At 72.1% G+C, this 20,800-nt stretch carries 15 protein-coding genes and 3 pseudogenes; 5 read left to right on the top strand and 13 right to left on the bottom strand.

Annotated features, from left to right (window positions below; all coding sequences use genetic code 11):
- A pseudogene (locus AB0I76_RS06295) lies at positions 1–195 on the top strand (acyltransferase); the annotation flags it as partial.
- Here the strand turns inward: AB0I76_RS06295 and AB0I76_RS06290 are convergent.
- The 3 genes from AB0I76_RS06290 to AB0I76_RS06280 all read right to left on the bottom strand — a co-directional run bounded on the left by AB0I76_RS06290 (position 167) and on the right by AB0I76_RS06280 (position 3,519).
- Positions 167–1,657, bottom strand: coding sequence for a CoA-acylating methylmalonate-semialdehyde dehydrogenase (locus AB0I76_RS06290; protein WP_357030524.1), 1,491 nt, complete (start codon positions 1,655–1,657; stop codon positions 167–169). The pseudogene AB0I76_RS06295 and the gene AB0I76_RS06290 overlap by 29 nt on opposite strands.
- Positions 1,654–2,961, bottom strand: coding sequence for an aspartate aminotransferase family protein (locus AB0I76_RS06285; RefSeq protein ID WP_357030521.1), 1,308 nt, complete (start codon positions 2,959–2,961; stop codon positions 1,654–1,656). Before AB0I76_RS06285 ends, AB0I76_RS06290 begins: the two co-directional genes overlap by 4 nt.
- Before the next feature lie 354 nt (positions 2,962–3,315).
- Entirely contained in the window at positions 3,316–3,519 is a 204-nt protein-coding gene (locus AB0I76_RS06280; protein ID WP_357030519.1) for a hypothetical protein, read from the bottom strand.
- Positions 3,520–3,575: 56 nt separating this feature from the next.
- On the opposite strand from AB0I76_RS06280, the gene AB0I76_RS06275 reads away from it, so the two are divergent.
- Positions 3,576–3,800: a zinc ribbon domain-containing protein gene (locus tag AB0I76_RS06275; protein ID WP_357030517.1), complete on the top strand. Its 225-nt coding sequence runs from the start codon at positions 3,576–3,578 to the stop codon at positions 3,798–3,800.
- 189 nt (positions 3,801–3,989) lie between these two features.
- A pseudogene (locus tag AB0I76_RS06270) lies at positions 3,990–6,749 on the top strand (NB-ARC domain-containing protein); the annotation flags it as partial.
- A 199-nt stretch (positions 6,750–6,948) separates the two neighbouring features.
- Here AB0I76_RS06270 and AB0I76_RS06265 read toward each other — a convergent pair.
- Positions 6,949–7,485 (bottom strand): phospholipase, encoded by a 537-nt coding sequence (locus AB0I76_RS06265; protein WP_357030515.1) that lies wholly within the window; start codon positions 7,483–7,485, stop codon positions 6,949–6,951.
- Between the two features lie 187 nt (positions 7,486–7,672).
- Complete coding sequence (locus AB0I76_RS06260; RefSeq protein ID WP_357030513.1) at positions 7,673–9,334, bottom strand: family 10 glycosylhydrolase; 1,662 nt, start codon at positions 9,332–9,334, stop codon at positions 7,673–7,675.
- Positions 9,335–9,658: 324 nt separating this feature from the next.
- On the opposite strand from AB0I76_RS06260, the gene AB0I76_RS06255 reads away from it, so the two are divergent.
- Complete coding sequence (locus tag AB0I76_RS06255; protein ID WP_357030511.1) at positions 9,659–11,131, top strand: amino acid permease; 1,473 nt, start codon at positions 9,659–9,661, stop codon at positions 11,129–11,131.
- Between the two features lie 89 nt (positions 11,132–11,220).
- On the opposite strand, the gene AB0I76_RS06250 is transcribed toward AB0I76_RS06255, so the two are convergent.
- The 5 genes from AB0I76_RS06250 to AB0I76_RS06230 are packed head-to-tail and all read right to left on the bottom strand — an operon-like array spanning position 11,221 to position 17,023.
- On the bottom strand, positions 11,221–12,237 hold the full coding sequence (locus AB0I76_RS06250; RefSeq protein ID WP_357030509.1) for a glycoside hydrolase family 43 protein: 1,017 nt from the start codon (positions 12,235–12,237) through the stop codon (positions 11,221–11,223).
- Complete coding sequence (locus AB0I76_RS06245) at positions 12,234–13,142, bottom strand: carbohydrate ABC transporter permease (RefSeq protein WP_357030507.1); 909 nt, start codon at positions 13,140–13,142, stop codon at positions 12,234–12,236. Before AB0I76_RS06245 ends, AB0I76_RS06250 begins: the two co-directional genes overlap by 4 nt.
- 10 nt (positions 13,143–13,152) lie before the next feature.
- On the bottom strand, positions 13,153–14,118 hold the full coding sequence (locus AB0I76_RS06240; protein ID WP_357030505.1) for a sugar ABC transporter permease: 966 nt from the start codon (positions 14,116–14,118) through the stop codon (positions 13,153–13,155).
- A gap of 6 nt (positions 14,119–14,124) precedes the next feature.
- Entirely contained in the window at positions 14,125–15,450 is a 1,326-nt protein-coding gene (locus tag AB0I76_RS06235) for an ABC transporter substrate-binding protein (protein ID WP_357030502.1), read from the bottom strand.
- A 58-nt stretch (positions 15,451–15,508) separates the two neighbouring features.
- Entirely contained in the window at positions 15,509–17,023 is a 1,515-nt protein-coding gene (locus tag AB0I76_RS06230; RefSeq protein WP_357030500.1) for an alpha-N-arabinofuranosidase, read from the bottom strand.
- Positions 17,024–17,171: 148 nt separating this feature from the next.
- Here AB0I76_RS06230 and AB0I76_RS06225 point away from each other — a divergent pair, with 148 nt between their 5' ends.
- Entirely contained in the window at positions 17,172–18,179 is a 1,008-nt protein-coding gene (locus AB0I76_RS06225; protein ID WP_357030498.1) for a LacI family DNA-binding transcriptional regulator, read from the top strand.
- Between the two features lie 116 nt (positions 18,180–18,295).
- Here AB0I76_RS06225 and AB0I76_RS06220 read toward each other — a convergent pair whose 3' ends face one another.
- From AB0I76_RS06220 to AB0I76_RS06210, 3 genes and pseudogenes are all read right to left on the bottom strand, one after another.
- A complete protein-coding gene (locus tag AB0I76_RS06220; RefSeq protein WP_357030496.1) occupies positions 18,296–19,021 on the bottom strand; it encodes a methyltransferase domain-containing protein in 726 nt (241 codons plus the stop codon).
- Positions 19,022–19,155: 134 nt separating this feature from the next.
- Positions 19,156–19,407 (bottom strand): annotated as a pseudogene (locus AB0I76_RS06215) (hypothetical protein); the annotation flags it as partial.
- Positions 19,408–19,444: 37 nt separating this feature from the next.
- Positions 19,445–20,800: ATP-binding cassette domain-containing protein (locus AB0I76_RS06210; RefSeq protein ID WP_357030494.1), on the bottom strand; the 1,356-nt coding region annotated here is incomplete at its 5' end.

The following is a 20,800-nucleotide window of genomic DNA, read 5'->3' as shown; positions in this document are numbered from 1 at the left end:
GCCGGCCGGGCCTCGGTGCGCACCACGCTCACCGTCGTCGCGTACGTCGCCGTCGTGTACGCGCTGGTCGCCAACGCCCGCACGTCGCGCTCGGCCCCGGAGCCGCTGGGCCTGCCGGTGCCGGCCCTGGTGGCGTACGTCGCCGGGGCCGGCACCCTGCGGTTGCTCAGGACTGGGTCGGGAAGCCGAGGTTGATCCCGCCGTGGCGCGGGTCGAGCCAGCGGCTGGTGACGACCTTGCTCCGGGTGTAGAACCGCACCCCGTCCTCGCCGTGCGCGTGCAGGTCCCCGAAGAGGGAGGACTTCCAGCCGCCGAAGGAGTGGTAGGCCATCGGCACCGGGATCGGCACGTTGATCCCGACCATGCCGACCTCCACCTCGTGCTGGTAGCGCCGGGCCGCGCCGCCGTCGTTGGTGAAGATCGCCGTGCCGTTGCCGTACGGGCTGGCGTTGACCAGGTCGACCGCCTCGTCGTACGAGCCGACCCGGAGCACGCTGAGCACCGGCCCGAAGATCTCGTCGGTGTAGATCGACATGTCCGGGGTGACGTGGTCGAACAGCGTCGGGCCGAGCCAGAACCCGCCGGCGTCGCCGTCCGGCTCGACGTCCCGGCCGTCCACCACCGGAGTGGCGCCGGCCGCCACACCGGCCTCGACGTACCCCCGGACCCGCTCGGCGTGCGCCGCCGTGACCAGCGGACCCATGTCGCATCCGCGCCGGCCGTCGCCGGTCCGCAGGCCGGCCACCCGCTCGGCGATCTTCGCGACCAGCGCGTCGGCGATCGGCTCCACCGCGACCAGCGCGGAGATCGCCATGCACCGCTCCCCCGCCGAGCCGAACCCGGCGTTCACCGCCGCGTCGGCGGCCAGGTCCAGGTCGGCGTCGGGCAGCACCACCATGTGGTTCTTCGCCCCGCCCAGGGCCTGCACCCGCTTGCCGGCGGCGGTGCCGCGCTGGTAGACGTACCGGGCGATCGGGGTGGAGCCGACGAACGACACCGCCTTCACCGCCGGATGATCCAGCAGCGCGTCGACCGCCTCCTTGTCACCGTTCACCACGTTGAGCACCCCGTCGGGCAGCCCCGCCTCGGCGAACCACTCGGCCAGCAGCAGCGCCGCGCTCGGGTCCTTCTCGCTCGGCTTCAGCACCACCGCGTTGCCCGCCGCCACCGCGACCGGGACGAACCACAGTGGGACCATCACCGGGAAGTTGAACGGCGAGATCACGGCGACCACGCCCAGCGGCTGCCGGATCGTGTACGAGTCGACCTCGGTCGACACGTTCTCGCTGAACGCGCCGCGCAACGCCGAGGGCAGGCCGCAGGCGTACTCGATGACCTCCAGCCCGCGCTGCACCTCGCCGGCGGCGTCGGCGAGGACCTTGCCGTGCTCGGCGGTGATCACCTCCGCGAGCCGGTCCCGCCGCGCGTGGACCAGCTCACGGAAGGCGAACAGCACCGCCGTCCGCCGGGCCAGGCTCACGTCCCGCCAGGTCCGCGCGGCCCGCTCGGCGGCCTCGACCGCGACCGCGACGTCCGCGGCGGAGGCCAGCTCCACCTGACCGGTACGCCGGCCGGTCGCCGGGTCGAACACGTCCCCGCGCCGCTCCGACGCGCCGCCGATCCGCTTTCCGTCGACGAAGTGCCCGATGAGGTTCACGCCGCCACCGCCTCGGCGGCGCAGGAGCGGACCGCCTCGACCAGGATGGCCAGGCCCTCCCGGGCCTCGTCCTCGGTCAGGGTCAGCGGTGGACCCATCCGCAGCACGTTCCCGTGCAGGCCGCCCTTGCCGGCGAGCAGGCCACCGGCGCGGCACGCCTCGAACACGCGGGCGGTCAGCGCCGGGTCGGGTTCCGCCGTGCCCGGCCGGACGAACTCGACGCCGAGCATGAGGCCCTTCCCGCGTACCTCGGCGACGCAGTCGAGACCGGCCAGGGCGGACCGCAGGCCGTCGGCGAGGATCGCGCCGACGCGGGCCGCGTTGGCCTGGAGGTCGTGGTCGCGCAGATAGTCGAGGACGGCGTTCCCGGCGGCGGTGGAGACCGGGTTGCCGCCGAAGGTGGAGAAGCTGATCGCCGGCACCGACTCCAGCACGTCGGCCCGGCCGACCACCCCGGCCAGCGCGAAGCCGTTGCCGATGCCCTTGGCGAAGGTGAGCAGGTCCGGCGTGACGCCGTGCGCCTGGTAGCCCCAGAAGTGCTCGCCGGTACGACCCCAGCCGGTCTGCACCTCGTCACTGATCAGCAGGATGCCGTGCTCGTCGAGCACCTTCTTCCAGGCCGCGAAGAGCCCGTCCGGCGGGGCGACGAAACCGCCGACGCCCTGGATCGGCTCGGCGATCAGGCAGGCCACGTCGCCGGCGGTCTGGGTGGCGAGGACCTCGCGCAGGTCCTCCACGGCCGCCTCGACCCGGTCGGACTCCGGCAGCCGGGACAGCAGGCCGCGCAGCCGCTCACCGGAGTGCAGCCAGGCCACCTGGAGCGGGTTGAGGCCGCTGGCGGACCAGTTGCGGTTGCCGGTGACGCCCATCGCCGCGTACGACCGGCCGTGGTAGCTGTTGCGCACGGCGAGGATCTGGTGCGAGCGCCGGTGGTTGGTCGCGACCAGCAGGGCCGCCTCGTTCGCCTCGGTGCCGGAGTTGGTGAAGAAGACCCGGGCGTCCGGGATGCCGGACAGGCGGGCGATCTTCTCGGCCAGCTCCACCTGCTGACGGATCAGGTAGATCGTGGAGGTGTGCACGACGCCGGTGCGGATCTGCCGCTCCACCGCCTCGCGGATCTCCGGAATGTCGTAGCCGATCATGTTGGTGAGCACGCCGCCGAAGAAGTCCAGGTAGGTGCGCCCCTGCGCGTCGGTCACCCGGCGACCGGAGCCGGAGACCAGCTCGATCGGCTCGGCGTAGTAGAGCGGCATCCAGGACGGGAGCACGGCGCGATGCCGGGCCAGCAGGTCGTCGGTGGTCATCGTGGCACCTCTCAGCGCGGTTGGCGTCCCCGCACGCTCTCATCACCCCGTGCCAGGGACAACTGTCACTGTGTAGCGCGAGCGCACCATCCTCCTGACACCGCGTCAACCCCGGGTCGGCACGAATTCCGGGGCGCGGGACCGCCACCAGGCCGCTTTCCCGTCGTGGCGACGCCCCCCGACAACGGGATCCGTGGCAGCGCCCGCCGAACTGACGACCGGGCGGATGCCGCGCCTCGACCCTTCGTCGGAGGTAGCATCCGGCTCGTGCGGATCCGGGACGTGGCGTTGCCGAGCGGCGCGGCCGGCACGAGCGTCGCCCAGCTGACGCAGGACGTACGGGCCTGGGTGGAGTCACCCCCGCTGCGGTCGCTCGTCGGGCACTTCGGCGGCGACTGGCCCACCGGCGACCTCGCCGCGGTGCTCGACGCCCTGGACGACTTCTCCGCCCGGCACTGGGACTTCCGCGCCGGTCGCGAACGCCCCGACGCCCGGGAGCCGGCCTTCGACCCGCACACCGTCGCGCTCGTCCTCGACGCCGTCCTCGCCGTCCACCACCAGTTGAGTATCACCCATACTCGCCCGTACGTCAGGACCGGTCGTACCCTGTTGCCATGCCCCGGTACGAGTTCCGCTGCCGCGCCTGCGGCGACACCTTCGAGGTCAACCGCCCGATGGCGCAGGCCGGCGCACCGGCGTCCTGCCCGGAGGGACACACCGACACCGTGAAGCTGCTCTCGACGGTGGCGGTCACCGGCCGCGGTGGTTCCGGGGCTGCCGTCGGTCCTGCCGCGCCGGCCGCCGGTGGCGGCTGCTGTGGCGGTGGCTGCGGCTGCTGAGCTGCGTGTTCCCGCCCGGCGGGAAGGCGTGGCCGCTGCCGGCGCGGTCCAGTGCCGACGGTCCGCCGTTCCTGCCGCCGGGCGTCCGAGTTGGCACGTTGGGGCCGAACTGGGCCGACCGTTCTCACGATGCGTGACGACTCGGGTTCGGGCAGCATGAACCCGACGTCACGGGCGGAGGTTCCTCGCATGTCGACACGGATCCACCTCCCGACCGGGTGGGTGACCTTCGTGTTCACCGACATCGAGGGCTCCACGCGGCTGGCCCAGCTGCTCGGCCCCGACTACCGGCCGGTGCTCCGGGAGCACCGGCGGCTGCTGCGCCGTACGATCGCCGCGACCGAGGGCGCGGAGCTGCTGACCGAGGGTGACTCGTTCTTCCTGGCCTTCGCCGACGCGTCCGCCGCGCTGACCGCCTGTCTGACCGCCCAGCGGGCGCTGGCCAACCACGACTGGCCGACGTCGGAGGCCGCCCCCCGGGTCCGGATGGGTCTGCACACGGGTTGGGCCGAGCCGCGCGACGGCGAGTACGCGAGCCCGGAGGTGCACCGGGCCGCCCGGGTCGCCGCCGCGGCGCATGGTGGCCAGGTGCTCTGCTCGGCGTCGGCGGCCCGCCACGCGGACCCGTTGCCGCCCGGCGCCTCCCTCCTCGACCTCGGCCTGCACCGGTTGCGGGGCTTCGACGACCGGGAACGGCTCTTCCAGCTCGTCGCCCCGGGCCTGGAACGGCAGTTCCCGCGACCGCGTACCGCCGACGCGGTCGCGCACAACCTGCCCACCCAGGTCACCTCGTTCGTCGGCCGGCAGGCGGAGCGGGCGGAGCTGCGGCGGCTGATGGAGGCCCACCGGCTGGTGACGGTGCTCGGCGCGGGCGGGACGGGCAAGACCCGGCTCGCCGTGGAGCTCGCCGCCGACCTGGTGGACTCCCACCCGGACGGGGTCTGGTTCGTGGACATCGCCACGGTCACCGATCCGGGTCTGGTGGCGTTCGCGGTGGCCGCCGTGCTCGGCCTGCGTCCCGAGCCGGGCCGCCCGGTGGTGGACACCCTGGTGGAGTACGCGGCCGGCCGGCGGATGCTGATCGTGCTCGACACGTGCGACGCGCAGCCGGTCGCGTCCGCCGACGTGATCTCCCGGCTGCTGGCCGGCGGCACGGGTGTCCGGGTGCTCGCCACGAGCCGGGAGCCGTTCGGCCTGCTCGGTGAGGTGGTGTGGCGGATCCCGCCGTTGTCGGTGGACCCGCCGGTGGCCGGCGCGGAGAGCGACGCGGTGGCGCTGCTGCTGGACCGGACGGCGGCGGCCCGGGGCGGCCGGCAACCGGACCCCGCCGAGTCGGCCGACCTGCGCCGGGTGGTGCAGCGCCTGGACGGCCTGCCGCTGGCGATCGAGTTGGCCGCCGCCCGGTTGCGGGTGTTGTCGGTCGGGCAGCTCGCGGAGCGCCTCGACGACGTGCTCGGCACCCTGGACGCCGGGCGGGACGTTCCCGAGTCACCTCCGGCCGAGCGGGCGTGGACGGGCAACCAGCAGGACACCGTGGACCTGGTGGCGGCGGCCGTCGGTCTGTCGCCGCCGTCCCCGGCCACCCGGGCGGTGCAGCGGTCCGCCACCGAGCGGCACCTGACGATGCAGGCCACGGTGACGTGGTCGTACCGAACGCTCGGTCCGCGCGCCGCGCGCCTGCTGCGGTGGCTGTCGGTCTTCGCCGGGCCGGTGGACCTCTCCACGGTGGAGTGGCTGCTCGCGGACGACCCGTTGGACCCGCTCTCGGTGCTGGTGGACAAGTCGATGGTGCTGGCCGAGCCGCACGCCTCGGGCAGCACGTACCGGATGCTGGACCCGATCCGGGCGTACGCGGCCCGGCGGTTGGCGGAGGCGGGCGAGGAGGAGGCCGCCCGTAACCGGCACGTGGCCTGGTCGGCGCACGCGCTGGAGCGGGCACACCTGGGCCCGGACGGCCGGCCGGTCACCCTGTCCCTGTACGCGCTGGACCCGCTCGCCGGTGAGTCGCGTGCCGCGCTGCGCTGGTGCGCCGTCGGGGGCAGCGCCCGGGCGGGGCTCCGCCTCGCGGGTGGCCTCGACCAGTGGTGGCGGGAGCGAGGGCTGGCCCGTGAGGGGCGGCTGTGGCTGTCCCGGCTGTACGGGCGGCTGGCCGAGACGGGGGAGCGGGTCCCCGAGGCGGAGCTGGCGGCGGCGTACCACATGCACTCGCTGCACGCCGGGGCGGACGGTGAGTTCGTCGAGGAGCTGCGTTTCTCCCAGCGGGCGGAGGCGGCGGCGCGGCAGGCCGGCGACGCCGGCCTGCTGGCCCGGGTGCTCGCCGGGCGGGCCGCTCCCCTGGTCGACATGGGACAGTTCGCCGAGGCCGAACGGGTCTGCCGGGAGGTCATCGACTGGGCCCACCGGCAGGACGTGGTGGGTGACGCGCTCCTCGCGGTGTACGCCCTGGCCGAGCTGCTGTGGCGGCGCGGTGCCCTGGACGAGGCGGCGGAGCTGCTCGGCGCGGCCCGCCCGGTGGAGGCGGCCCGCCCCCTCGACCGTGGTCGGCGTTCGGTCGACATGCTGCTCGGCATGGTCGCCCTGGCCCGGAACGACCTGATCGCCGCGCACGAGCACCTGGTGGTGGCGCTGCGCTCCCGGATGGCCCACGGCTTCCACGGGCGTGCCTGCGACACGCTGCACGCGATGGCGGTGCGGTGCGCGGTCGGTGGTGACCTGGCGACCGCGGCGCGGCTGTTCGGCGCGGCGCAGGCGACCCGGGCGAGCCTGCGTTCCACCGCCGGCATCCACGGGGCGTACTGGGCCGAGCAGCAGGCGGAGCTACGCCTGCGGATGGGTGACGCGGCCTTCGACGCCGCGTACGGCGAGGGGGCCGACCTGGGTCTGGAGGAGGCCGCCGCGGTGGCCCTGGGCGTCGAGCACCCGGACCTGGCCGCCGACTCGACGCGCTTCCACACCCGCGCGAGCCCTCCCCGGCCAGTCCCCCCACGCCAACCCTTCGGCGCCCCCGACCGCCACACCGAACACGCCTAACAGCGCCCCTCCCCTCCCCCTTCCTTCCCTGGTTGATCAAGGGGTTTGCGTCAGGTCCGGCTCGGATGCTGACGCAAACCCCTTGATCAACTCCTGGGGGGTGGGTGGGGGGTGGGGGTTAGGTGCGGGCGGCGGTGGCCTCGGCTTGGGCCTTCATTCGGGCGGCGCGGTCGATGTCGGACTGCTGGACGGCGGCCGTCGAGCCGAAGACGCTGACCGCCTGGTAGTAGGTCCAGGCGAGGCTGTAGCAGGCCGGCCGGACGATCGAGCTGTACGTGGCGCAGGAGCGCTTCAGGTCCGCGTAGAAGGCGCTGTCCAGGCGGGCCTTGTTGGCGGAGAACAGGCCGACCGCCTTGTAGTTGCGGTAGCCGAAGTCGTGCCGGTAGCAGGAGAGGTCGAACCTGAACCCGAGGGGGTTGTCCGGGCTGGACGAGCAGTAGTCGGTGGACCAGTCGAAGGCGTACGCCGACCAGGCGGCCTTGTTGAGCCGTGCGGAGTTCCAGGCGTTGTAGCTGGTGGCGCTGGTCTGGGTCCAGCTGGACAGGACGGCGACCTTCTCGGTGGTGGTGACGGCGGCGGCGGGGGAGGCCACCCCGAGCACGCCGAGCAGGGCGATGACGACCGAGGCGAGTCCGGTGGTGAGACGTCTGGGCACGGGTACCTCCGCGGGGGTTTGCGGGTGGGACGGTCGTTCACTGGCGGGTAACCAGGTGTCGACAAGTGTCGATCAATTGACCGGCCGGGTCCTGTGCGGAGGGTCAAGGATTCGTGACGGGTGTGGAAACAGACGAATGCCCCGGGCGCGGAGAGCGCCCGGGGCATCGTTCAGACCGGTCGACCGGTCAGCGTACGAAGGCCGGCGGGCTGGCCGGACCCTCGTTCGCCAGCCGGTCCAGGGCCGTCACCACGTACGTGTACCGCTGACCCGGCTGGGCGGTGGTGTCCACCCAGGTCTGGGTGGCCGCATCGGGCCGGGCGCGGACGGTGTCGACCAGGTGCGCCGCGTCCGCCAGGTCGCAGCGGTCGGCCAGGTCGGTCCCGTCCAGCCGGTAGATCGCGTACGACGTCGCGGTGCCCAGCGGGTCCACCCCGTCCGCCGGCTGCCGCCAGCTCAGCCGGACCCCGTCGTCCTGCCGCTGGGTCCCGGTGACCACCGGCATGAGCAGCGGCTGGCGCGGCAGGTGCGGCATCGCCGGCACCAGCGCCGGCCGGGAGTAGTGCTCGGCGGCGTAGATGTCGGTGGCGCCGAGCCGGTTCGCCCGGACCTGGACGGCCGAGAAGTGGACGTTGCCCAGGACCTCCGGGTACGACCGGTTGAGCGTCAGGTGGTCGGACAGCTCCCGCGGGTTCTGCCAGAACGGCCCGTACACCGGTTCGCCGCTCTTGTAGTCGGCCTGACCGATGTAGAGCTGCACGCGGGTGCCCCGCACCTGCTCGGCCCACCACGGCACCAGGCGTGCGTAGTCGGCGGCCGGGTACTGGCCGATGTACCAGTACAGCTGCGGCACCACGTAGTCGATCCACTCCTCCTTGATCCACTTACGGGTGTCGGCGGAGATGATGTCGTACGACTGGCTGCCGGTGGTGTCCGAGCCGAGCGGGTCGACGGTCTTGTTGCGCCAGATGCCGAACGGGCTGACGCCGAACTTCACCCACGGCTTGGCCGCCTTGACCTTCTCGCCCATCTCCCGGACCAGCAGGTTGATGTTGTCCCGCCGCCAGTCGGCCTTGTCGGTGAATCCGCGGTTGAACTCCGCGAACGTCGCGTCGTCGGGCACCTGCCAGGTGCCGCTCGGGTAGGGGTAGAAGTAGTCGTCGAAGTGGACGCCGTCGACGTCGTACCGCTGCACCGCGTCCATCATCGCGGTCTGGACGAACTCGCGGACCTCCGGAATGCCGGGGTTGTAGTAGAGCCGGCTGCCGGCGACGCCGGCCGGCGGGTACGCGAAGGTCCACTCCGGGTGCTGCTGGGCCGGGTGGCCGGGCGCGAGCTTGGTGACGTCGGCGCCCGCGCCGGAGGGTGCCGGCATGGAGACGCGGTACGGGTTGAACCAGGCGTGGAACTCCAGGTTGCGCGCGTGCGCCTCGGCGACGAGGAACGCCAGCGGGTCCCAGCCCGGGTCCTGGCCCCGGACGCCGGTCAGGAACTCCGACCAGGGCTCGTGCGGTGACGGCCAGAACGCGTCGGCGGTCGGCCGGACCTGGACGACGACGGCGTTGTGGTTGAGCCGCTCGGCCAGGTCGAGCAGGCTCCGGTACTCGGCCTGCTGGGCGGCGACCCGGTCGGGCGCGGTCTGGGACGCCTTGCTCGGCCAGTCGATGTTGACGACCGAGGAGATCCACATGGCCCGGAACTGCCGCTTCGGCGTGGCCGGGTCGGTGACGCAGGTGGTGGTGGAGTCGGCGGCGGGCGCGTCGGGCGCCGCGCTCGCGGGGGTGACGGCGACGAGCGCGCCGAGCAGGGCTGCGGCCAGCCCGGCTGCTCCGAGCCGAGGTGCCTTCATGGGGCCTTTCCCTTCGTTGGGGCTCCCGTGGCAGGGTCCGTCGCGGCAGGAGCGTCATCGGCACAATTCGCCGTTGAGCATCTGCCGCTGGTAGGAAATTTTCACACCACGTGGGCGTCGCGCAAGAGGTCTGCGCCGATCGATCCGTTCGTCGGGTTGGTCGCCACCGTTGTGGCCGGCCCCACCACGCCGAAGGTGGCCGGACACACACGGGCGGTGACGCCTTTATTGGGGGGAAGCGTGGCGGTTGGGGAGGGTCCGCCCTGGGTAGCATCGCCCGGCACCAGCCACCGCGGGGGTGGTCAGGGGAGGGGAGAAAACGCGGTGTCCGTGCTGCGTACCAAACCGATCAAGGACGTCATAGCGCAGAGCGAGGCGGACGGCGAGGACGGCCGCCCCGGATTGAAGAGGCGGCTCGGCGCGCGCGACCTCACCGGCTTCGGCATCGGCATCGTGATCGGCACCGGCATCTTCACACTCACCGGCATCGAGGCCCGCGACAGCGCCGGGCCGGGCGTGGTGATCTCGTTCGCCATCGCCGGCGTGGTCGCCCTGCTGGCCGCGCTCTGCTACGCCGAACTGGCGTCCAGCGTGCCGGCCGCCGGCAGCGCCTACACCTACGCGTACGCCACGATGGGCGAGATCGTCGCGTGGATCATCGGCTGGGACCTGCTGCTGGAGTTCGCGCTCGGCGCGGCGGTGGTGGCCCGGGGCTGGTCCGGCTACCTTGCCGAGTTGTTCGACCTGCCCGTCGCCTGGTTCGGCGAGGAGGGCAGCGTGGTCAACCTCGGCGCGATCGGCATCGTCCTGCTGCTCGGCGTCGTGGCGATCATCGGCGTCCGCGAGTCCGCCCGGGTGACCAACGTGCTCGTCCTGGTCAAGGTCGCCATCTGCGTGTTCATCGTGATCGCCGGGGCGTTCTTCGTGAAGGCCGCCAACCTGACCCCGTTCGTCCCGCCGGCCGAGCCGGCCGGCGGCGGTGAGGACGGCATCAAGCAGCCCGTCACGCAGGCCCTCTTCGGGCTCGAACCCTCGGTCTTCGGCTTCGTCGGTGTGCTCAGCGCCGCCGCGGTGGTGTTCTTCGCGTACACCGGCTTCGAGGCCGTGGCGAACCTCGGTGAGGAGACCCGGCGTCCGCGCCGCGACCTCACCCTCGGCCTGCTCGGCACCCTGTTGATCTCCACGGTGCTCTACATCGGCGTCTCGCTGGTGCTGGTCGGCATGGTCCCGTACGACCAGATCGACCGCGGCGCACCGATCGCCGCCGCCTTCGAGGCCGTCGGCGCCGGCTGGGCCGGGATCCTCGTCTCCATCGCCGCGGTCGCCGGTCTGACCAGCGTCATCCTGGTCGACCTGGTGGCGATGGGCCGGATCGGCTTCGCCATCTCCCGGGACGGCCTCATCCCGCCCTCGGTCGCCAAGGTGCACCCGCGCTGGGGAACCCCGTACCGGATCTCGGCGGTCATGACCGTCGTGGTCGCCCTGCTCGCCGGCTTCCTGCCGCTGTCGGCCCTGGCCGACCTGGTCAGCATCGGCGCGCTCTGCGCGTTCGTCCTGGTGTCGGTGGCGGTGCCGATCCTGCGCCGCAGGCGGCCCGACCTGGACCGGCCGTTCACGGTGCCGTTCAACCCGGTGCTGCCGATCGTGTCGGCCCTGGCCTGTTTCTATCTGATGCTGAACCTGTCGGTGGAGACCTGGATGCGGTTCGGCGCGTGGATGCTGCTCGGCGCGGTCATCTACTTCGGCTACGGCTACCGCCGCAATCGCCTGGCCGAACGCGAGCACCACGCGGCCTGATCCCCACCCCCGAGGGGCCCGTTTCATGGAAAGAGTGGCCATTCCACGCGGAATGGCCACTCTTTCCGTGAAACTGCGACCGCGGCGGGTCAGGGGCGGGGTTGGGGGGTTCCGGTGGGGCCCTTCACCACCGGTTTGCCGTTCTCCCAGACGACCTCGTCCAGCCAGACCTGGCGACCCGGGTCGACCGTGCCCTCCTGACCGGGCGGCCAGGCGTGGTAGAGCAGCCACGTGCGGCCGTCGGCGACCACCATGCTCGCGTGACCCGGGCCGGAGGCGACGCCGTTGCTCTTCAGGATCGGGTTCTCCGGCGCCTTCACGCACGGGCCGGCCGGCGACTCGCAGACCGCGTAGCCCTGGGCGTACTCCGCCCGGTCGTACGCGTTGGCAGCGAAGAATAGATACAGCTTCCCGTCCTGCCGGTGCAGGAACGGCCCCTCGATGAGGGTGCCCTCCCACGGCTCGGTCTGCTTGAGCAGCTTCGTCGGCTCGCCCACCAGGGTCAGGCCGTCGTCGGCGAGGCGCTGCGACCACAGCCAGGTGTCCACGCCGACCGCGTTGCCGTCGTTCTTCCACAGCAGCCAGAGGCTGCCGTCGGTGTCCCGGAACGGGCTGGCGTCGATGGACCCGCCCGTCTCGGCCTGGCAGATCAGCGGCCCGGTGGAGTCGTCCCGGTACGGCCCCTGCGGCGCGCTCGACACCGCCCGCCCGACGCACTGCCGGCCGGATTCCTTGTCGGCCACCGTGTAGTAGAGGACGAACCGGTCCGGGGCCAGCTCGATCACCTCCGGCGCCCAGGTCTTCCCGGTCAGCGCCCAGGCCGGCAGGTCCGGCAGCGCGTCCCCGGCCGGGGACCACTGGACCAGGTCCGGCGACGTGAGCACCGGGACGTTACGCCCACCGGCGTTGGTCGAGAAGAGGTACCAGGTGTCGCCCACCCGGATCGCCTGCGGATCCGGGTTGTCACTCCGGACGACCGGGTTGGTGAACGTCGACACGTCGTCTCCCGTACTCGTGCTTGTGGGGTTCTGTCCGCAACCGGCGACGAGCAGCGCGGCGGCGAGAACCGCCGCCGCGCCGCGTCGCCGGGAGGTTCCCGCCCTCATCCCTTCAGGCCGCTGCGGGACACACCCTGGATGATGTGCCGCTGCGCGAGGACGAAGAGGATCAGCACCGGAACGCTCGCCAGCACCGCACCGGCCATGATCACCGGGTAGTCGGTGACGTAGGAGCCTTGCAGCAGCCCCAGGCCCGGCGGCAGGGTGAGCATCTCCGGGCTGAACAGCACGAAGATCGGCCAGAGGAAGTCGTTCCAGTTGGTGAGGAACGACAGCACCGCGAGGGTCGACAGGGCCGGCTTCGACAGCGGCAGCACGACCTTCCAGAAGATCTGCCACTGGCTCGCCCCGTCGAGGGTCGCGGCCTCCTCCAGCTCCCGGGGCAGGGAGAGGAAGAACTGCCGCAGGAAGAACACCCCGAACGCGCTCGCCGCGCCGGGCACGATCACCACGGCGAGGGTGTCGATCCAGTCCAGCGAGTCGACGATCAGGAAGTTCGGGATGATCAGCGACGTCGGCGGGATGAAGAGCGTGCCGACGATCAGCGCGAAGAGCACCTTGCGGCCGCGGAACTGCAGCCGCGCCAGCGCGTACGCGGCCATCGAGGCGGTCACCAGCACGAGGAACGCGTGCAGCGTGGCGGCCACCATGCTGTTCAGGAACCAGCGCAGCACCGGGTTCGCCGTGTTGTTGAGGATCTGCTCGTAGCCGTACCCGGAGAACGGGTTGGGCAGCCAGGAGGGCGGGATCTGCTGGGCGGCGGTGTAGGTCTTCAGCGAGGTGATGACCATCCAGACCAGTGGGGCCAGGAAGACCAGGGCCAGGGCCACCACGACCACGTACAGCCCGGTGCGCCGCAGCGTGGCGCCCGGTGCCCGGGTCGTGGGCCTCTCCGCCGGGGTCGGGGTGGTGGCGCGCGGGGCGGGCCGGGTGTCGCTCGTGGGCGTCGTCATGGCGGTCCCCTCAGTCTTCCCGGTAGCGGAAGAGGCGGAAGTTGGCGATGCTCACGACGGCCAGCATCAGGGCGAACACGATGCTCATCGCGGCGGCCCGACCGGCGTCGTTGTCCCGCAGCCCCTCCTCGACGATGAACCAGACCACCGTGCGGGTCTCGGTCCCCGGCGCGCCCTGCGTGATGAGGAACGACTGGCCGAACACGTTCGCCGAGGCGAGCACGGTCGTGGTGATCACGAAGAGCATGACCGGGCGCAGGCCGGGGAGCGTGACGTGACGGAACCGTTCCCAGGCGGTCGCGCCGTCGACCTTCGCCGCCTCGTACAGCTCCTGCGGGATGTCCTGGAGACCGGCCAGGTAGATCACCGCGTTGAAGCCGGAGGTCCACCAGACGGTCACGCCGACCAGGGAGACCCAGGCCCACGGCGTGCTGGTCACCCACGGCGTGTCCGCCGGTAGCCCGACGAGCCCCGCGAGCCGGTTGACCAGGCCCAGGTTGGCGTCGAGCAGGAACCGCCAGAGCAGCCCGATGACCGCGACACCCAGGACGTACGGGGCGAAGTAGACCGCCCGGAAGAAGGTGCGGCCCGGGAACGAGCGGTTCAGCAGCAGCGCCAGCCCCAGCGGCAGCACCACGAGCAGGGGCACCGAGAAGAGGGTGAAGATCGCGGTGGCCCGTACGCTCTGCCACCAGTCGCCGTAGACCGCCGAGTCGCTGGAGAACAGGTCCTTGTAGTTGTCGAGCCCGACGAACGGCCGGTTGGGCAGCTGGAAGTCCCACTGGTGCACGCTGAGCCAGAGGCCGAGGACGATCGGCAGCAGGCCGAACACCCCGAAGAGGATCAGGTACGGGGCGAGGAAGAGGTAGGGCGTCGCCCGCCCGGTCCGGTTCGCCCGGGCACCCCGCCCCGCCGGGTCGGCCGCCGGGGGCGGCGCGTCACCACGCGCCGCCCCCACCTCGATCACGTCCGCCACGGGGAATCAGCTCCCGTACTTCTTGCGGTTGTCCTCCAGCTGCTTGTTGGCCTTGGCCACGCCGTCGTCGAGCGCCTGCTTCGGCGACTTCTTGCCCAGGGCCGCCTCGTTGAAGGAGTTGTAGAAGGTGGTCATGACCTCGCCCAGGCCGGGGGCCGCCGGCGGGAAGGCCGCGTACTCCAGCTCGGGGGCCAGGGCGTTGACCTCGGCGAGGGCCTTGAAACCGGCGTCCTCGCGGACCGTCTTGCGGGCCGGCACCTGGCCGCCCTTGGCCCAGTCCAGCGAGTGCTCACTGAGCCAGTTGATGAAGACCTTCGACGCGGAGACCTTGTTGGCGTCGTTGGCCCGGCCCTTCACGATGGTGAAGTTGTGCGAGTTGGCCCAGGCGGCCTGCTGGCTGCCGATCTGGGGCAGCGGGGCCACGCCCCACTGGATCTCGGAGCTCTTCTTCAGGTCGTTGATCTGCCAGATGCCGTTCCAGTTGAAGGCGTTCTTCCCGCTCTTGAAGGCGAGGTAGTCCGCGTCCTGGCCGACGTTCGCCGGAGAGAATCCCTGCTTGACCATGTCGGTCAGCCAGGTGCACGCCTCGACCGCCTGGTCGGAGTTGAAGGTCGCGTTCTTGGCCTCGGCGTCGAAGACGCTGCCGCCCCACTGGTGCAGCAGGGAGTAGAAGGTCATGCCGCCGGTGAACTGGAACGGGCTGACCCAGAAGCCCTGCACGCCCGACTTCTTCAGCTCGGTCAGCGCGGCGGTGTACTCCTCGCGGGTGGTCGGCGGCTTGTTCGGGTCCAGGCCGGCCTTCTGCATGACGGACTTGTTGTAGTAGAAGCCCAGCGGGTGCATGTCCAGCGGGATGCCGTACCGCTTGTCGTTGTAGAGGCCGCCCTTCCAGACGGTGGGGGCGAAGTCGCCCTCGGAGAGCTCCAGGGTCTTCGCCACGTCGTCCAGCTCGGTGATCACGCCGCGAGCGGCGAAGGTGGCGAGCTGGTCCATGTGCATGACCGCGATGTCCGGGCCGTTGCCGCTGGACGCGGCGCCGGGGAGCTTGTTGTAGTAGTCCTCCCACTGGTAGGTGGCGACGCTGACCGCGATGTTCTGGTGCTCCGTGTTGAACTGGTTCACCAGCGTCTTGAAGATGTCGCCGTCACCGCCGGTGAAGCCGTTCCAAAGCTTCAGGTCCACCTTCGGGCCGGTGTAGTCCTTGCCGCCGTTGCCGGCCGCGGGACCCGCGTCGTCGTCGCCACCGCAGCCCGCGAGGGTCAGCGAGGCCGCGGCGCCGAGGCCCAGACCGAGGCCGAGCAGTCGCCGCCGGCTCATTTCGTTGTGGATCATGCCTTTTCACTCCTTGGGGGACGGGGATGAATTGTGCCTGGTCGGAGCCGGTACGACGTCAGCCGTTCACGGGGGCGAAGCGCAGCACGTTCCAGGAGGCGGCCGGCAGGAGCACGGAGCACCGGCCGCTGTCGGTGGTGGGGGTGTTCATCTCCCGGGGCGTCACCCGGTCGGGTTCGGCCTCGGTGTTCGTCGCCGTCGGGTCGTCCCCGGCGGCGAGGCTCAGGTGCTCGAGCGCGCGCAGGGCCGGCAGGCCGCGCAGGTCGAGGTCGAGGGGCAGGTCGGTCTCGCCCCGGTTGACCGCGAAGACGGTCAGATCGCCGGACTCCTCGTCGTGCACGGCGACGGTGTCCAGCACCGGAACCTCGCCGTGCCGCTTCGTCTCGTACGTCGGACCGACCGGCTCGGTCCGCAGCACGGTGCCGCGCGCGTACCGGGCGGTCAGCGCGAACGGGTGGAAGATGCTCTGCCGCCAGGCGGGGCCGCCGGTGCGGGTGCGGATCGGGGCGATCACGTTGGCGAGCTGTGCCTGGCAGGCCACACCGACCCGGTCGGCGTGCCGGAGCAGGGTGATCAGCAGGTCGCCGACGACCACCGCGTCGACCGCGGTGAAGTCGTCCTCGATCAGCGCCGGCGCCTCGACCCAACCGCGCCGGTCCAGGTCGGCCTTGAGGCGGGACTCGTACCAGACGTTCCACTCGTCGAAGGAGATCTTGAGCTTGCGGCGGTGCCGCTGCTTGGCCGCGACGTGGTCGGCGGTGGCGATCACGTCGGCGATGAAGCTGTCCATGTCGACGGCGGAGGCGAGGATGCTCGCCCGGTCGCCGTCGGAGGGGTCGTAGTAGGTGTGCGCGGAGATGTAGTCGACGTGCTCGTAGGTGTGCTCCAGCACGGTCGCCTCCCACGAGGCGAAGGTCGGCATGGCCCGCTTGGAACTGCCGCAGGCGACCAGGCTGATCGACGGGTCGATCATCTTCATCGCCCGGGCGGTCTCGGCGGCGAGCCGGCCGTACTCGTCGGCGGTCTTGTGCCCGACCTGCCACGGGCCGTCCAGCTCGTTGCCGAGGCACCAGAGCCGCACCGCGTACGGGTCCTCGGCGCCGTTCTTGCGCCGCAGGTCGGACAGCTGCGTCCCGCCCGGGTGGTTGGCGTACTCCAGCAGGTCGCAGGCCTCCTGCACACCGCGGGTGCCGAGGTTGACCGCCATCATCGGCTCGACGCCAGCCTCGTCGGCCCAGGTCATGAACTCGTGCAGGCCGAAGGCGTTGGTCTCGATCGTCTTCCAGGCCAGGTCGAGCCGGCGCGGGCGGTCGCCGACCGGGCCGACGCCGTCCTCCCAGCGGTAGCCGGAGACGAAGTTGCCGCCGGGGTAGCGGACCACCGAGACGCCCAGCTCGCGGGTCAGCTCCAGCACGTCGCCACGCAGCCCGCGGGCGTCCGCCGTGGGGTGTCCCGGCTCGTAGACCCCGCCGTAGACGCAGCGGCCCATGTGCTCGACGAAGGAGCCGAAGAGGCGCCGGTCGGCGGGGCCGATCGCGAAGGCCGGGTCGATGGTGAGCTGCGCGGTCCGCAAGGGGGTGCCACCTTTCCTGTTGCCGGTCCGGGTGACCGGAGTCACCCTTCTGCCTTGATTTCTACAACGTTGTAAGCAACGTTGTAAAGAGGTCGTGATCTGGCCGTGACACGGTAGGGTTCGGTCCAGCTAGATCGGGGAGGCGTCAGTGCGGCACAGGCTCAAGGATGTGGCGGAGCGAGCCGGCGTGTCGGTGAAGACCGTCTCGAACGTGGTCAACGGCTACGTGCACGTCAAACCGGACACCCGAGCGCGGGTCGAGGAGGCGATCGCCGAGCTGAACTACCGGCCGAACCTGTCCGCGCGCAACCTGCGCAAGGGGCGGACCGGGGTGATCGCCCTGGCCGTGCCGGAGCTGGACATCCCGTACTTCGCCGAGCTGGCCCGGCACGTCGTGACGGCCGCCGCGGAGCTGGGCTGGACGGTGCTGATCGACCAGACCGGCGGTGGGCGGGAGCAGGAACGGGTGGTCGCCAGCGGCATCACCGAGCACCTCATCGACGGGCTGATCTTCAGCCCGCTGGCGCTCACCGCCGGGGACCTCGCCGGCCTCGACGGCACACCGATGGTCCTGCTCGGCGAGCGGGTCGACCACGGCCCCTACGACCACGTCGGCATCGACAACGTGGCCGCCGCCCGGGAGATCACCGCCCACCTGATCGGCCTCGGCCGCCGCCGGATCGCCGCCATCGGCTCGCAGCGCACCCCCGAGGGCGCCAGCGCCCGGCTCCGGCTCGCCGGCTACGCCGCCGCGCACGCCGACGCCGGCCTCGACTTCGACGAGGCCCTGGTGGCGCCCGCGCCGGCCTGGCACCGCGCGGAGGGCGCGGTCGCGATGCGGTCCCTGTTGTCCCTTCCGGTACGCCCCGACGCCGTCTTCTGCTTCAACGACACCCTGGCGTTGGGCGCCCTGCGGGCCTTGCACGAGGCCGGCCTGCGGGTGCCGGACGACGTCGCGGTGGCCGGCTTCGACGACATCGAGGACGGCCGGTACTCGGTGCCCACCCTGAGCACCGTCGCGCCGGACAAGGAGCGCATCGCCCGCCTCGCGGTGGAACTCCTCGCCAACCGCATCGACGGCGACCGCACGGCCCCACCCCGCGAACTCCCCGCCCCCTACCACCTCGAACTACGCGAAAGCACCCAAGGCCCCTAACCCCCCCCGGCCCACGGCCCACGGCCCCCCGCCCCATCCGCGGTTGATCAAGAGCTTTGCGTCAGGATTCCGCCTCGATCTGACGCAAACTCCTTGATCAACGCGCCCGAGGGGGGTCAGTCGAAGAAGCGGGCCAGGTGGGCGGGGGTGGGGCCGTCGGCATCCGGGGACAGCGGGGTCAGGTCGGCGAAGATGGAGGCGCCGTCGCAGCCAGCGTGCAGGGGGTACCAACGGGGTGTGCCCGGTGGGCGTTGGAGGCAGATCCCCTTGAACGTCTGCACGTCCAGCAGCCGTACGTGGGTCGGGTCGGCCACCGCGTTGACGTGACCCCACCAGGGGCTCATCACGTGCAGCACGCCGCCGGGCCGGAGCACCCGGTGCGCCTCGTCGACCAGCGGCAGGAAGTCGATCAGGTGCTCCAGGATGTGCACCGCGAAGAACACGTCCACCGAGTCGTCGGCCAGTGGCAGCGACCCGGACAGGTCGGCGACCGCGTCCACGCCGGGCGCCGGGAAGATGTCCAACCCGAGGTTGCCCGGCCACTGCTTGGTCGCACCGCAGCCCAGGTCGACCACCACCGGATCCCGGCCGCCGACGCGTACCCGGCACCAGACCGCGAGCACCCCGGCGAGCCGGCCCACCCGGTCCCGGACCAGCCGCAGCTCACCCGGGTCGGCGACCTCCCCGCTCAGGTGCGCCACCCCGCGGTCGAAGCGGACCTCGACCGCGAGGTCCCGTAGCCGGTCGTCGTGCCGGGCCTGGTCGGTCCATGCCTCGGCGAGGAACCCGTCGACCGCCCGCAGCCGTTCGGCCGAGGGCGGAGTCTGTGCCAGCGCGACCATCGGCCCACCTCCGGCCGCCCGTTACCCGCATCCGCGCCCGTCATGCGTCGGTCGCCCGAAGGGGTCGTTCACCCCGAGATGGTGCGCCGGGGCCGGCCGGCGGCGCGCATCCGCTGGCGCGGTTGGGGCGTGGCCGCCCTGGGCCGCTTGAGGTGGTACCGGTGCAGCTCGTTGTTGCCGGGCAGGGACGGGTCCTCGCTCATGGCGACCAGCTCCCAGCCCTGGTCACCGGCCCGGTTCAGGTGGGCCAGCGCCGTGTCGCCGTACGCCGTCACGTCCACCATCGAGCCGTCCGGCCCGTACCAGACGAAGACGACCTCCCAGCCGATGTCGTTGGTGGCCGCCTGACGACGGCGAACCAGCAGCGCGTACTCCCACTTGAGCATGGCTCATTCTCACCCGGCGCGGCCGGGTCGGCACGGATCAATCCTCGGCGATCCGTCCGGCGTCCACCCGCAGGCGCCGGGTGGTCGCCACCGCGTCCAGCATCCGCCGGTCGTGGGTGACCAGCAGGAGCGTGCCCGGGTACCCGGCCAGAGCCGACTCCAACTGCTCGATGGCGGGCAGGTCGAGGTGGTTGGTCGGCTCGTCCAGGACCAGCAGGTTGACCCCCCGCGCCTGGAGCAGGGCCAGCGCGGCCCGGGTCCGCTCACCAGGGGAGAGGGTCGCCGCGGGCCGCGTCACGTGCGCCGCCCGCAGGCCGAACTTGGCCAGCAGCGTGCGCGCGTCCGCCGGCGGGAGATCCGGTACGGCGGCGGAGAACGCGTCGATCAGGGGGACGTCGGAGAGGAAGAGTCCCCGCGCCTGGTCCACCTCGCCGACCACGACCCCGGGGCCCAGCGCGGCCTGCCCGGCGTCCAGCGGCAGCCGACCGAGCAGGGCGGCCAGCAGGGTCGACTTGCCCGACCCGTTCGCCCCGGTCACCGCGATCCGGTCGGCCCAGTCGACCTGGAGGGTCACCGGGCCGAGGGCGAAGCCTCCCCGGCGTATGACGGCGTCGCGGAGAGTGGCCACGACGGCGCCGGCGCGGGGCGCGGCGGCGATCTCCATGCGCAGCTCCCACTCCTTGCGCGGCTCCTCGACCACCTCCAGCCGCTCGATCATCCGGTCGGTCTGCCGGGCCTTCGCCGCCTGCTTCTCCGAGGTCTGGCCCCGGAAGTTCTTCGCGTGCTTGTCGTTGTCGCCGGCCTTGCGCCGGGCGTTGCGGACGCCCTTCTCCATCCAGGCGCGCTGCATGCGGCCCCGCGCCTCCAGGTCGGCGCGGGTGTCGGCGTACTCCTCGTAGTCCGCGCGGGCGTGCCGACGGGCCACCTCACGCTCCTCCAGGTACGCCGCGTAGCCACCGCCGTAGTGGTTGACCTGCCGCTGGTGCAGGTCCAGCTCCAGCACCCGGGTGACCGTGCGGGTCAGGAACTCCCGGTCGTGGCTGACCAGCACCGTGCCGGCGCGCAGTCCGGTGACGAACTCCTCCAGCCGTTCCAGGCCGGCCAGGTCGAGGTCGTTGGTGGGCTCGTCGAGCAGGAAGACGTCGTACCGGCTGAGCAGCAACGACGCCAGCCCGGCACGGGCCGCCTGGCCGCCGGACAGCCCGGTCATCTCCTGGCCCAGGTCGACGGAGAGGCCCAGCTCGGCGGCGACCTGCTCGGCCCGCTCGTCGAGGTCGGCCCCGCCGAGGGCGAGCCAGCGCTCCAGCGCCTCGGCGTACGCGTCGTCGGCGCCGGACACCCCGGCGCCCAGCGCTTCGGCCGCCGCGTCCATCGCGGTCTGCGCGCCGGTCAC

This window comes from Micromonospora sp. NPDC049799 (assembly GCF_040656655.1).
Taxonomy (GTDB): domain Bacteria; phylum Actinomycetota; class Actinomycetes; order Mycobacteriales; family Micromonosporaceae; genus Micromonospora.
This window is presented reverse-complemented; position numbering and strand designations above follow the sequence as displayed.